The following is a 12,326-nucleotide window of genomic DNA, read 5'->3' on the forward strand; positions in this document are numbered from 1 at the left end:
AAATATAAAGCTAATCTCCCACCCATTGAATAGCCCACTAAATAACATTGATTAATCTTTAATTTTTCTATTAATTCAATAATTGCTGCGGCAGTTTTTTGTATTGTATAATATTCGTCCCCACCTAATACTTGAGTTTTGCCGTGTCCCGGTAAATCTATTAATAAATAGGAAAAATCATCTTTTAATACGTTTGTAACTGTGTCAAATTCTTCAATGCGTCCCATGAAACCGTGCAGAAACAAAATCAAAGGCTGATTGTAATTCTGAATTAACTCATAATTAAGCATATAATTTTCTAGTTTTATATTCATGATGAATACACTGGATTTATAGCTACAAAATATAAAAGCTTATGCGAAAAATTATTTTATTCATAGCCTCTAGCCTAGATGGCTACATCGCCAGATCATCAGGCGCAGTAGATTGGCTATTTACAGACCAAGACTATGGTTACACAGATTTTTATACCCAAGTTGATACATTGATGATGGGTAATAAGACATATCAGCAGGTTTTAAGTTTTGGTGATTATCCTTATGCAGATAAGGAGGTATTCGTATTTTCCCAAAAACAACAAGGTAAAACAGAAAATAATGCGACATTCATTAATCATGATTGGGAAGATTTTGTCAAAAAAATTCGTCAATCAAGTGGTGGTAAAATTTGGTTAGTAGGCGGTACACAGACAATATACTTTTTTTTAAAACATAATTTTATTGATGAATTGATTCTTTCTGTTCATCCAATTATTTTGGGAGGTGGAATACCACTAATTGTGAATGATCCTAGCCTGGAAACAAGTTTAAATTTAGAGGATGTTAAGAAATTTGATTCGGGATTACTACAAGTTACCTATACTTTGAGAAACAAAAGCATCGGTTAATATTTTTAAGGCATAAATCTATCTAAAGCCGCTTTAAGTTGTTTAATTTCTAGTTCTATATCGCCTTCTTTTGCGGCTCTGGCAATACACTCAGTGAGATGTTCGTCTAAAACAATTCTGGCTACTTTGTCTAGTGCGCCTCTCACAGCTGCAATTTGTAATAAAACATCAGGACAAGGGCTATTTTGTTGCACCATTGTTTTAATACCACGAATGTGTCCTTCAATTCGAGATAACCGATTAACAATTCGCCGCAAAGATTCTTCACTGTGGATGTGAGGGTGGGCTACGTGTTCATCTTCTAAATCGTGACTGTGTATGTGTTCTGGGGGTACGGATACAGGAGAAGATTCGGGAGTTAATCGGTTTGAGCCATTCATGGTTAATTGCAGCACTGGTGATATTTAAAATCCTACCCTAAGACTGGAAACTGGGAGGAAGAGTTGTAACCTACTCCCTAAAAGGGATGTAAGAAACATGGGTAATACCCGAACTAGTTCAGGGGAAATTGCCAGCATAGCAATGAGATGAGATATTCATTTAACTTTAAAATACGGATAGCTTACGCTTTCGCTTGTATGAATACTCTAAACAGATGAGAGTGAAACTTGCAGCTGAGAGTCCACGTCAAAGCTCAAGAAATATTTCCTTATCTGCCACAATAATTTTAAGTAGATTTGTTGCCATCAGGTAACAATTAGGCTTCTAGATTAGGTTGTGAATATGCGATTTACTAAACTCCCCCGGTCTATACGCCAACTCGGTACTCATGTATTAGCAATAATTCTAGGAGTTGCGCTGACATTCAGTTCTCTGCGTGTGTTACCTTCCCAAGCTGAACCCGCACCTAGTGCTGTCAACCCTGAAAATACACCAGAATTAATTGCTCAAAGACAATCACCAGCAGTTGCTGCTGTAGGTAACAGCAGCTTTGTGACAGCAGCCGTGAATCGTGTCGGCCCAGCTGTAGTCAGGCTGGATACAGAACGCACAATTACCCGTCGTGTTGATCCGTTTTTTGATGATCCTGTTTTCCGCAGATTTTTCGGTGACAGTTCGCAAGGACAAGTACCATCAGAACAACTACGGGGTTTAGGTTCTGGGTTCATTATTGATAAGAGTGGTTTAATTTTAACTAACGCCCATGTGGTGGATAAAGCCGATCGCGTGACGGTGAGACTAAAAGATGGTCGCACCTTTGATGGCAAAGTTCAAGGTATTGATGAAGTCACAGATTTGGCTGTGGTGAAAATCAATGCAGGGAATAATTTACCTGTTGCGCCTTTGGGTGTTTCTAGTAATGTACAGGTGGGAGACTGGGCGATCGCAGTTGGTAATCCTTTAGGTTTTGATAATACCGTTACTTTGGGTATTGTCAGCACCCTCAAGCGTTCTAGCGCGCAAGTAGGTATTACTGACAAGCGGTTAGACTTTATTCAAACTGACGCAGCCATTAACCCTGGTAACTCTGGTGGCCCTTTATTGAATGACAAAGGTGAAGTCATCGGGATTAACACCGCCATTCGCACTGATGCGATGGGTATTGGTTTTGCTATTCCTATTGATAAAGCGAAAGCGATCGCTGCACAATTGCAAAAAGATGGTAAAGTTGCTCACCCCTATCTAGGGGTGCAGATGGTAACTTTAACCCCAGACTTAGCTAAACAAAATAACACTGATCCTAATTCTGCCTTTACTATCCCAGAAGTTAGCGGTGTTTTAGTCATGCGAGTTATCCCTAATTCACCTGCTGCTAGTGCTGGAATTCGTCGTGGAGACGTGATTGTCCAAATTGATGGCCAAGCGATCGCCACCGCAGAACAGCTACAGAATGTCGTCGAAAATAGTCGTCTTGGTCAAGTTTTACAGGTGAAAGTACAACGAGGTAATCAGGTACAACAGTTATCTATACGCACAGCTGAGTTGCAAAATGCTTCTTAGTTAGAGTTACAGAAGTATCAAATACTTGTTTTTATCCCCTCTCAACTCACATTAATTCGAGGTTTTGGGGGGATTTTTTAGAGTTTTTTGAATCAATGTTTGGATTTGAGCAGCTGTTGCTTCTGGTTTTCCTGCTAAGGGGAAAACTAAAATACTGTTAATTTTGTCATTTTCTATCAATTCTGGGAGACGCGATAACTGTTGATCAGTAATGGCAATGCCAGCATATTTTTTGGCATAATTTAATTCTTCGGCAAAATTCTCCTCATTGTAAGCTTGAATAAATACTCGATCTACATTCCAGTTTTGCCAGTCAGCCGCAAAATAACGTTTAGCCCAGTACGGATTATGGTGACAAATATCAAATTTTACTTTGGAGTTAGCTTGTTTAATTGCGCTGATCATTTGCTGTAAGAATTTAGTTAAATTCGTAGTGCGATCAATTTTTCCTGGTAATTCTGCATGGTAGCCCAGATAATCATCCCATTGCACAGCATCAATTTGCGGATATTTTTTCACAAATTCCACAGAGATATTTGTAAATAGGTTGGCGACTTCAGGAATCTGCACATCTAAAACATAATGGTCTATGCCAGCGTAAGTTTTATCTACACCAGGAACTAGCCAATTTCGAGACACTGCTAAATCATAAATGGGACTATTTTTATCTAATTTAATCCCTTTTTCAAAATAGGCATGAACCTGCATTCCCTGTTTATGTGCCTCATCAATCAACCAATCTAACCATTTTTCTTGAAACTGATTAGGACAACTTTTATATCCTAGTGTCTGCTGCATAACTTCGCTATTGTACATTGTGCAACCATTTCCCCAAACACCATGAATAATGGTATTAATACCTTGAGATTTATAGTAACGAACTCTTTGACGAATTGTTTGTTCGTCAGCATTATTAGTAATTTGGTAACGGCTTAAATAAATTCCTCTAATGGCTTTTTTCTCCCAAGGAGTCGGAGGTAATGTTTTTGTGATAGGCGGCTGCTTTTGAGGCGTTGAACTGATAGTTACTGATGGAGAAGGACTTGTGTGTAAACTTGTCTGAGGAGAAGGATTAGCGATCGCAGAGGTGGGAGAATTTAAGACAGGAATATTTGCTTGTGGATTTTTCGGTAAAAATTTGCTAAAGTCTAGATTGCTTTTCTGACTCAACCACCAATAACCACCCCCTAAAATCACAACTATTAGAGATATTGGTATATTTGAGCATCCACAGCCGCTTGGTTGTTTATTTTGTTTGGGCATAATAATGTGATGATGGATGGGTAATTGTCAGGTGACAGGTATACTGATTTCTACAATTTACAACTTGAATTTTCCCATTTGAATTTGCTAAAAACTGTAACTTTATTTTTGATCAGGATGATCAGTCATCAAAATCATCCTTTGATGCAGTTAATTACTTGTTTTAAACTTGAAGTAAAACATCCAAAATAACTGATGCTGTACAGACGATTCGGACGGACAGAATTACAGATGCCGATATTCTCCTGCGGCGGGATGAGATATCAATATAAGTGGGAAGATGTTGATCCTTCAGATTTGCCGACAGATAATCAAGCTAATTTAGAAGCAACTATTCGCCGTGCAGTAGAGTTGGGAATTAATCATATCGAAACTGCGCGCGGATATGGTAGTTCGGAAATGCAGTTGGGAAAAATCTTGCCCAAGTTTCCCCGTGAACAATTGATTGTGCAGACGAAAGTTTCGCCTACGGCTGACGCAAATGAGTTCCGCCAGAAATTTGCAACATCGCTGAACTATCTTCAGTTAGATTATGTAGACTTACTCGGATTACATGGAATTAACAACGCCGAATTTTTAGAATATAGCCTGCGTCCTGGTGGCTGTTTAGATGTGGCGAAGCAGTTACAATCCGAGGGGAAAGTTAGATTTATTGGGTTTTCTACTCATGGGGCGACAGATTTAATTGTAGAAGCGATTAATACCAACGAATTTGATTATGTAAATTTGCATTGGTATTACATTAATCAATGGAATTGGCCTGCAATTACAGCAGCAAAAAATCACGATATGGGTGTGTTTATTATTAGTCCTTCTAATAAGGGAGGGCTATTATATAATCCACCACAAAAACTAGTAGATTTGTGCGCGCCTTTGAGTCCGATGGTGTTTAATGATTTATTTTGTTTAAGTCATTCACAGGTGCATACTTTGAGCTTGGGTGCTGCTAAACCCCAAGATTTTGATGAACACCTGAAAACCTTAGAATTATTAGACCAAGCTTCGGAGATTTTACCGCCAATTTTAGCTCGTCTAGAAGAAGAAGCGATCGCAACTCTCGGCGAAGATTGGGTAAAAACTTGGCAAACCAACCTCCCCACATGGCAAGAAACTCCTGGACAGATCAATATTAGGATGGTTTTATGGCTGTGGAATCTAGCCACCGCCTACGATTTAGTAGAATATGGCAAAATGCGCTACAACCTCTTAGGTAACGGTAGTCATTGGTTTCCCGGCAACAAAGCCGATAAAATAGCGGAATTAGACTTAAGACAATGCCTTGCTCAAAGTCCTCACGCCGACAAAATCCCGCAAGTTTTAGCTCAAGCCCATAATATGTTAGTCGGTGCAGAAGTGAAACGCTTGTCTCAAAGTTAATTATCAGTTGCGTTGTTGACTCAGGCTACCGCATAACCTGTGTATTGACGTAACTCTGGGGGACGAAAACCCAGCACAATATGCTCCTTGGGAATTCCAGCACGTTCTAAATCTGCTGCAATTCCCTCTCCTGTTCCATCTCTTTGAATCCAAATTTTACCGTTAATTAGATCAATATGCACTAAACAGCCATGTACACGACGTTCGCCATCCCAGCCTACATCCATCCATAAATAGCGATCGCGTGTGCGGTCAAACACCAATTCAGCTTCTATGGGAGCATAGGAATATGGTATTGCTGCATATTCACTCAATACCGTTTCAATCACCTGACGATAATAGTCTAATTGGGAACTATCCATTGCTTAATAACCTCCTGTTTGGGGTCAAATGCAATTAATTTCAAACGACGATTTTTGAGTAATAACTTACCTACGGGTTCTGCAAATAAATCTTCAACCACACTATTAGCAACCGCTAAATATAACTCCCTTTCTGGCTCTACCTCTGTCAATTCATTCCCTATTCCCTATTCGCTATTCCCCATTCCCAATTACCCATTCCCCTCCTTGTGATTTAACCGAGGTACTACCAAAACCTTATCCACACGATTACCATCCATATCCATCACCTCAATTCGCATTCCCTCCCACTCAAAATGGTCGGCGGCGTTGGGAATGCGGCCTAGATGGGTAATCACAAAACCTCCCAGGGTTTGGTAACTACCCCTCTCCTCAAATTCCAACTCCTCCAAATCAAACAATTCAAAAAATTCTTCTACCGCTAACATTCCATCTAGTAACCAAGAACCATCTTCCCTCTGCACTGCCTGGGGTTCATCTTCTTCAGGACTAGCAGGAACATCACCAACGATTTCACTCATAATGTCATTGAGAGTTAATAAACCTTGAATTACACCGTATTCATCCACAACTAAGGCCATATGAGTCGCAGTTTGCTTGAATAACTCTAAAACCTTTAAACCACGGGTACTTTCAGGGACAAAGACAGGCTGGCGTAAACCTACAGTTAAATCCAAGGGTTCACCGCGAAAACTCCTAGCCAGGATATCAGTTACAGGAATAATCCCCAACACATTGTCTAAACCTCCCTGACAAATGGGATAACGCGAGTAAGCATTCTCAGTGATTTTCTCGCGGTTTTCTTCCGCAGAATCATCCAAATCTAACCAGACTATATCAGGACGGGGAGTCATAAAGGAATTAACAGGGCGATCGCCTAAACGAAAAACCCGTTCCACCATATCCTGTTCCGCTTCCTCAAAAGTTCCCGCTTCCGTTCCCTGTTCTATGAGGATTTTAATTTCTTCTTCCGTCACTAGCGGTTCTTCCGAAGCCGTGATCCCCAAAAGCCGCAGTACCATTTCTGTAGAAGCACTCAACAAATGTACAGCCGGAGAAGCTAAAGCCGCTAAAGCACGCATAGGAATCGCCACCGTCGAGGCAATGCGTTCTGGATTGCTTAACGCCAGACGCTTCGGCACTAGTTCACCGATAATGAGTGATAAATACGTAATAATTAAAACTACAATTCCAAAAGATATTGGTTGACTATAAGCAGCTAAAACAGGTACAAGTTTCACATAGCTGGCTAGACTTTCGGCAATAGTGGCTCCCCCAAAAGCACCAGTGAGGATACCAATTAGGGAAATACCGACTTGAACCGTAGACAGAAAGTTATTTGGAGATTCTGCTAGCTTCAGAGCTGCTCTGGCTTTCGCATCACCTTGATTAGCCATCTGTTGTAGCCTAACTTTGCGCGCTGAGACAATCGCCATCTCAGACATCGAGAACACACCATTAGCAATAATTAGTACGAGAATGATTAAAATTTCCAATGACATTGTTATAGATTGTCGCTATTCCAAAGCGAACATAGCTTAATAATTAGTATCTAGTATTCAAGCTTCTTTGAGAAATGGCTAGAGGTTGGGTATGGGAATTGGGAATGGGGCATTGGGCATGGGGTATGGGGTGTAGGGCAAAAAACTAATGACTATTGACTAATGACTAAATGACTATTGACTAATCACTCAGCACTTACAATAGTTCACATAGCCGTCACTATACTTTCTGAATCTGGAAAGAGTTCCTCCGCTAGAAATTATGGCATTTTCTTCTATTGTGCGTGCCTTGGGGCGATCGCCACTCACCACTGAGTTACTTTCTAAATTAAATCGTCAACAAGAGTTACGCCTTAATGGTATACCTCGTCTACCTAAAGGCCTAGTAGCTTCGGCGTTAGCTCAAAATTCTCAAAGGAATTTATTTGTAGTTTGCGCCACATTAGAAGAAGCTGGACGCGCTTACGCACAGTTAGAGGCGATGGGTTGGCAAACTGTGCATTTTTACCCGACTTCTGAGGCTTCCCCCTACGAACCTTTTGACCCAGAAACGGAAATGACCTGGGGACAAATGCAGGTTTTGGCAGATTTGGTTAAGGGTCAACAGTCAATAGTCAATAGTCAACAGTCAATAGTCAACAGTCAAGAGTTTAATAAAATTGCGGTTGTGGCTACTGTCGGGGCTTTGCAGCCGCATTTACCACCACCAGATGCTTTTACTCCTTTGTGTCTCACCCTGAAAAAAGGGATGGAATTTGACCTGGATGCTTTCAGTGCAAAAATCACTCTTTTGGGATACGAACGTGTACCTTTAGTAGAAACAGAAGGACAATGGAGTCGGCGCGGTGATATTGTCGATGTTTTTCCTGTGTCTTCTGAGTTACCAGTGCGGTTGGAGTGGTTTGGTGATGAAATTGAGCAAATTCGGGAATTTGACCCAGCCACTCAACGTTCAGCCCTTGACAAAGTGGCACAAATTACCCTTACCCCTACTAGTTTCACTCCAATTATCTTAGATGCCCTCAAAGATAGTGCTGTTAGCGGTAGCGCGGCGTTTAGCCGGTTACGAGTGCTGAGTGCTGAGTTAAATTCTGACTCAGCACTTAGCACTCATGACTCAGCACTCCTAGAAGGTAGTCGCAGATTTTTGGGTTTAGCCTATGAAAATCCAGCTTCGATACTCGATTACTTACCAGAGGATACCTTAATTGCCATCGATGAGCCAGAACAATGTCATGCTCATAGCGATCGCTGGGTAGAAAATGCTGAGGAACAATGGTCTTTAGGAACTGGGGAATATGACTTGGGTTCTCTACAATTACCCAAAATTCATCGGTCTTTTGATGATTGTTTGGCTGATGTCACTAGATTTAAGACTATTTATTTATCAGAACTAGCAGAAGAAAATAACGGGATGAATTTGGCTAGTCGCCGTGTACCTGTGACACCGCACCAATTTGCCAAACTAGCAGATACATTACGCCAAGAACGCGATCGCAATTTCTCGATTTGGTTAATTTCGGCTCAACCTTCCCGTTCTGTCTCTCTCTTACAAGAACACGATTGTCCGGCGCAGTTTATTCCTAACCCCCGTGACTACCAAGCCATTGACAAGCTACAAATCAACCATGTCCCCGTAGCTTTGAAATATTCAGGACTGGCGGAACTGGAAGGTTTTATTTTACCGACTTTCCGCTTAGTAGTCGTCACCGACCGCGAATTTTACGGACAGCATTCCCTCGCCACCCCTAGCTACATCCGCAAGCGGCGCAAGGCTGCATCGAAGCAAGTTGACCCCAATAAGCTGCGTCCAGGGGATTATGTAGTTCACAAAAGTCATGGGATTGGTAAGTTCGTCAAGTTAGAAAGCTTGACGATTAACGATGAAACCCGTGACTATATCGTAGTGCAGTATGCTGACGGTCTTTTGAGAGTCGCCGCCGACCAAGTAGGGTCATTATCTCGCTTCCGCAGTACAGGCGATAAAGCCCCAGAACTGCATAAAATGACCGGTAAAGCCTGGGAAAATACTAAGACCCGTGTCCGCAAAGCTATTAAGAAATTAGCGGTAGACTTGCTGAAATTATACGCTGCGCGATCGCAACAACAAGGTTACGCCTATCCCCAAGATATGCCTTGGCAAGAGGAAATGGAAGATTCCTTCCCCTACCAAGCCACAACCGACCAGCTAAAAGCGGTGCAGGATGTGAAACGCGATATGGAAAGCGATCGCCCAATGGATCGGTTAGTATGTGGTGATGTGGGCTTTGGGAAAACAGAGGTAGCTATCCGCGCTATTTTCAAAGCCGTCACTTCTGGTAAACAAGTCGCCTTACTTGCACCAACTACCATTCTCACCCAGCAACACTACCACACCCTCAAAGAACGTTTCGCCCCCTACCCAGTAAACGTCGGTTTACTTAACCGCTTCCGCACCGCCGAAGAACGTCGTGATATACAAAAGCGTTTAGCTACAGGGGAATTAGATGTAGTCGTTGGCACACACCAACTTTTAGGCAAAGGTGTCAACTTCAAAGACTTAGGACTATTGGTAATTGACGAAGAACAAAGATTTGGGGTGAACCAGAAAGAGAAAATTAAAACCCTGAAAACCCAAATTGATGTCCTGACTCTCTCCGCTACACCCATTCCTCGTACCTTATATATGTCCTTATCGGGGATTCGGGAAATGAGTTTGATCACTACTCCACCCCCAACCCGCAGACCAATTCAAACCCACCTTTCACCGATGAATCCTGAAAGCATACGCAGTGCAATCCGTCAAGAATTAGACCGTGGAGGACAAGTATTTTATGTAGTTCCACGGGTAGAAGGAATTGAAGAGACAACAGGTAAACTGCGAGAAATGATCCCTGGGGGAAGATTTGCGATCGCTCACGGTCAAATGGACGAAAGCGAGTTAGAATCAACCATGCTCACCTTCAGCAACGGTGAAGCAGACATCTTAGTCTGTACCACTATTATTGAATCCGGCTTAGATATTCCCCGCGTCAACACCATCTTAATTGAAGACGCGCACAAGTTTGGTTTATCGCAACTATACCAATTACGCGGACGGGTGGGACGCGCAGGTATTCAAGCCCATGCTTGGTTATTTTATCCCAAACAACGGGCGTTATCTGATGCCGCACGGCAACGCTTACGGGCGATTCAAGAATTTACACAACTTGGTTCTGGCTATCAGTTAGCAATGCGCGACATGGAAATCAGAGGCGTGGGTAACTTGCTAGGTGCAGAACAATCCGGTCAAATGGAAGCGATTGGTTTTGATTTATACATGGAAATGTTAGAAGAATCAATCCGAGAAATTCGCGGTCAAGAAATACCCAAAGTTGACGACACACAAATTGACCTCAACCTCACCGCCTTTATCCCTGCTGATTATATTCCCGATATTGATCAAAAGATGAGTGCATATCGTGCAGTAGCAGCAGCGAAATCCAAAGAAGAGTTAACGCAGATTGCAGCTGAGTGGGGCGATCGCTATGGTAATTTACCAGTTCCCGCAAATCAACTATTGCGAGTCATGGAACTCAAACAACTAGCAAAACAATTAGGATTTAGTCGCATCAAACCAGAAAACAAACAGCACGTTGTTTTAGAAACCCCAATGGAAGAACCAGCTTGGAATTTATTAGCCGCGAACTTACCAGAACATCTCAAGACGCGTTTCGTTTACTCTCCTGGTAAGGTGACAGTGCGTGGTTTAGCAGTGCTAAAAGCCGACCAACAATTGCAGAGTTTAATTGATGCGATGACTAAAATGCAAGGTGCGATCGTAGAAGCAGCTGTTGTTTAAATAGTAGATTAGGACTAATCACCCACTAGAACTATATGTCAAACTTACTGAGCAGAATTACAATTAATCCCAAACAATGCGGTGGTCGTCCATGTATTCGAGGTATGAGAATACGGGTATCAGATGTATTAGACTTGTTTGCTGCTGGACTTAATGCAGAACAAATATTAGAAGAAATGCCTGATCTAGAAGCAGATGATCTGAAAGCAGCACTACTATATGCTTCGCGGAAGCTGAATCATCCAGTGTTAGTAGCATGACAATATGGATAGATGCACATTTATCGCCTGCCATTGCAACTTGGATCAGCAACACTTTTGGTATAACAGCTCTAGCTTTACGCGATGTTGGTCTGAGAGACGCTGAAGACCTTGAGATTTTTGAGGCAGCAAAAACTCAAGGAGTTATCTTTATAACCAAGGATAGCGACTTTGTTGACTTGGTTGAACGTCTGGGAACACCACCGCAAATTATCTGGTTGACGTGCGGAAATACATCAAATTCTCGGTTACAAGAGATTTTAATTGCTACTTTGCCAAAGGCATTAGAGCTTTTGCGAACAGGTGAAAAGTTAGTTGAAATCAGTGGAGAATAGGAAAGGTAGTCGCCAATGGTACAGACACCATCCAAAAATTTGACATTAGAGGAGTTTCTTGAGCTACCAGACACTAAACCTACACGTGAGTACATTGATGGTCAGATTATTCATAAACCTATGCCACAGGGTGAACACAGCACGATTCAAGGTGAATTAATTATTACCATCAATGGAGTCACTAAGCCGCAGAAAGTTGCGCGCGCATTTCCAGAGTTACGCTGCATTTTTGCAGGACGTGCGATCGTCCCAGATGTATCTGTGTTTCTTTGGGATAGAGTTCCTCGAAATGAAAATGGGAGTGTAGCAAATGTTTTTGCATTAGCACCCGATTGGATTATTGAAATCCTTTATCCTGACCAAAGTCAAAGTAAGCTTATTGCTAAAATCTTGCATTTTTTGAAGCACGGAACTCAAATGGGTTGGTTGATTGACCCAAGTGAAAGAGTAGTATTTGTATATTTCTCAAACCAGCCACCAGAGTTGTTTGATCAGGCGGAACATTTACTTCCTGTGCCATCTTTTGCCAGTGATTTACAGCTTACGATAGGAAATTTATTTGATTGGCTATTAGAGTAGA

At 41.8% G+C, this 12,326-nt stretch carries 13 protein-coding genes; 7 read left to right on the top strand and 6 right to left on the bottom strand.

Annotated features, from left to right (window positions below; all coding sequences use genetic code 11):
* On the bottom strand, nucleotides 1-308 hold a 308-nt coding region (locus CV014_RS22480; protein WP_442946937.1), incomplete at its 3' end, for an alpha/beta fold hydrolase.
* A gap of 47 nt (nucleotides 309-355) precedes the next feature.
* Between CV014_RS22480 and CV014_RS22485 the strand changes: the two genes are divergently transcribed.
* The gene (locus tag CV014_RS22485; RefSeq protein ID WP_236144052.1) at nucleotides 356-886 is read left to right on the top strand and encodes a dihydrofolate reductase family protein; all 531 of its coding nucleotides are present in this window, start codon (nucleotides 356-358) and stop codon (nucleotides 884-886) included.
* 5 nt (nucleotides 887-891) lie between these two features.
* Here the strand turns inward: CV014_RS22485 and CV014_RS22490 are convergent, their stop codons facing one another.
* The gene (locus tag CV014_RS22490) at nucleotides 892-1,266 is read right to left on the bottom strand and encodes a metal-sensing transcriptional repressor (protein ID WP_236144078.1); all 375 of its coding nucleotides are present in this window, start codon (nucleotides 1,264-1,266) and stop codon (nucleotides 892-894) included.
* A 343-nt stretch (nucleotides 1,267-1,609) separates the two neighbouring features.
* Here CV014_RS22490 and CV014_RS22495 point away from each other — a divergent pair, with 343 nt between their 5' ends.
* Nucleotides 1,610-2,827 carry an HhoA/HhoB/HtrA family serine endopeptidase gene (locus CV014_RS22495; RefSeq protein WP_236144053.1) on the top strand — a complete coding sequence of 406 codons (1,218 nt, stop codon included), beginning with the start codon at nucleotides 1,610-1,612 and terminating at the stop codon, nucleotides 2,825-2,827.
* Between the two features lie 51 nt (nucleotides 2,828-2,878).
* On the opposite strand, the gene CV014_RS22500 is transcribed toward CV014_RS22495, so the two are convergent.
* Nucleotides 2,879-4,090, bottom strand: coding sequence for a family 10 glycosylhydrolase (locus CV014_RS22500; RefSeq protein WP_236144054.1), 1,212 nt, complete (start codon nucleotides 4,088-4,090; stop codon nucleotides 2,879-2,881).
* A gap of 195 nt (nucleotides 4,091-4,285) precedes the next feature.
* Here CV014_RS22500 and CV014_RS22505 point away from each other — a divergent pair, with 195 nt between their 5' ends.
* The gene (locus CV014_RS22505) at nucleotides 4,286-5,467 is read left to right on the top strand and encodes an aldo/keto reductase (RefSeq protein ID WP_236144055.1); all 1,182 of its coding nucleotides are present in this window, start codon (nucleotides 4,286-4,288) and stop codon (nucleotides 5,465-5,467) included.
* Nucleotides 5,468-5,487: 20 nt separating this feature from the next.
* On the opposite strand, the gene CV014_RS22510 is transcribed toward CV014_RS22505, so the two are convergent.
* From CV014_RS22510 to CV014_RS22520, 3 genes are read right to left on the bottom strand one after another with little or no spacing between them, the layout of a single operon-like run.
* The gene (locus CV014_RS22510; protein ID WP_236144056.1) at nucleotides 5,488-5,829 is read right to left on the bottom strand and encodes a XisI protein; all 342 of its coding nucleotides are present in this window, start codon (nucleotides 5,827-5,829) and stop codon (nucleotides 5,488-5,490) included.
* The gene (locus tag CV014_RS22515; RefSeq protein WP_236144057.1) at nucleotides 5,811-5,981 is read right to left on the bottom strand and encodes an element excision factor XisH family protein; all 171 of its coding nucleotides are present in this window, start codon (nucleotides 5,979-5,981) and stop codon (nucleotides 5,811-5,813) included. The genes CV014_RS22510 and CV014_RS22515 overlap by 19 nt, the downstream gene beginning before the upstream one ends.
* Nucleotides 5,982-6,020: 39 nt before the next feature.
* Entirely contained in the window at nucleotides 6,021-7,331 is a 1,311-nt protein-coding gene (locus tag CV014_RS22520) for a hemolysin family protein (RefSeq protein WP_236144058.1), read from the bottom strand.
* Nucleotides 7,332-7,593: 262 nt separating this feature from the next.
* Between CV014_RS22520 and mfd the strand changes: the two genes are divergently transcribed.
* Genes mfd through CV014_RS22540 form a run of 4 tightly spaced genes read left to right on the top strand, consistent with a single transcriptional unit; the run spans nucleotide 7,594 to nucleotide 12,325 of the window.
* Entirely contained in the window at nucleotides 7,594-11,151 is a 3,558-nt protein-coding gene (mfd, locus tag CV014_RS22525; RefSeq protein WP_236144059.1) for a transcription-repair coupling factor, read from the top strand.
* A gap of 35 nt (nucleotides 11,152-11,186) precedes the next feature.
* A complete protein-coding gene (locus tag CV014_RS22530; protein WP_062296641.1) occupies nucleotides 11,187-11,411 on the top strand; it encodes a DUF433 domain-containing protein in 225 nt (74 codons plus the stop codon).
* Nucleotides 11,408-11,746 carry a DUF5615 family PIN-like protein gene (locus CV014_RS22535; protein ID WP_236144060.1) on the top strand — a complete coding sequence of 113 codons (339 nt, stop codon included), beginning with the start codon at nucleotides 11,408-11,410 and terminating at the stop codon, nucleotides 11,744-11,746. Before CV014_RS22530 ends, CV014_RS22535 begins: the two co-directional genes overlap by 4 nt.
* Nucleotides 11,747-11,761: 15 nt before the next feature.
* Entirely contained in the window at nucleotides 11,762-12,325 is a 564-nt protein-coding gene (locus CV014_RS22540) for a Uma2 family endonuclease (protein ID WP_236144061.1), read from the top strand.
* The last annotated feature ends 1 nt before the right edge of the window (nucleotide 12,326 follow it).

The organism is Nostoc sp. CMAA1605, from assembly GCF_021596505.1.
Lineage (GTDB): Bacteria > Cyanobacteriota > Cyanobacteriia > Cyanobacteriales > Nostocaceae > Trichormus.

Coding starts and splice junctions, on each gene's coding strand:
- CV014_RS22485 (WP_236144052.1), top strand. CDS start 356: ATGCGAAAAATTATTTTATTCATAGCCTCTAGCCTAGATGGCTACATC.
- CV014_RS22490 (WP_236144078.1), bottom strand. CDS start 1,266: ATGAATGGCTCAAACCGATTAACTCCCGAATCTTCTCCTGTATCCGTA.
- CV014_RS22495 (WP_236144053.1), top strand. CDS start 1,610: ATGCGATTTACTAAACTCCCCCGGTCTATACGCCAACTCGGTACTCAT.
- CV014_RS22500 (WP_236144054.1), bottom strand. CDS start 4,090: ATGCCCAAACAAAATAAACAACCAAGCGGCTGTGGATGCTCAAATATA.
- CV014_RS22505 (WP_236144055.1), top strand. CDS start 4,286: ATGCTGTACAGACGATTCGGACGGACAGAATTACAGATGCCGATATTC.
- CV014_RS22510 (WP_236144056.1), bottom strand. CDS start 5,829: ATGGATAGTTCCCAATTAGACTATTATCGTCAGGTGATTGAAACGGTA.
- CV014_RS22520 (WP_236144058.1), bottom strand. CDS start 7,331: ATGTCATTGGAAATTTTAATCATTCTCGTACTAATTATTGCTAATGGT.
- mfd (WP_236144059.1), top strand. CDS start 7,594: ATGGCATTTTCTTCTATTGTGCGTGCCTTGGGGCGATCGCCACTCACC.
- CV014_RS22530 (WP_062296641.1), top strand. CDS start 11,187: ATGTCAAACTTACTGAGCAGAATTACAATTAATCCCAAACAATGCGGT.
- CV014_RS22535 (WP_236144060.1), top strand. CDS start 11,408: ATGACAATATGGATAGATGCACATTTATCGCCTGCCATTGCAACTTGG.
- CV014_RS22540 (WP_236144061.1), top strand. CDS start 11,762: ATGGTACAGACACCATCCAAAAATTTGACATTAGAGGAGTTTCTTGAG.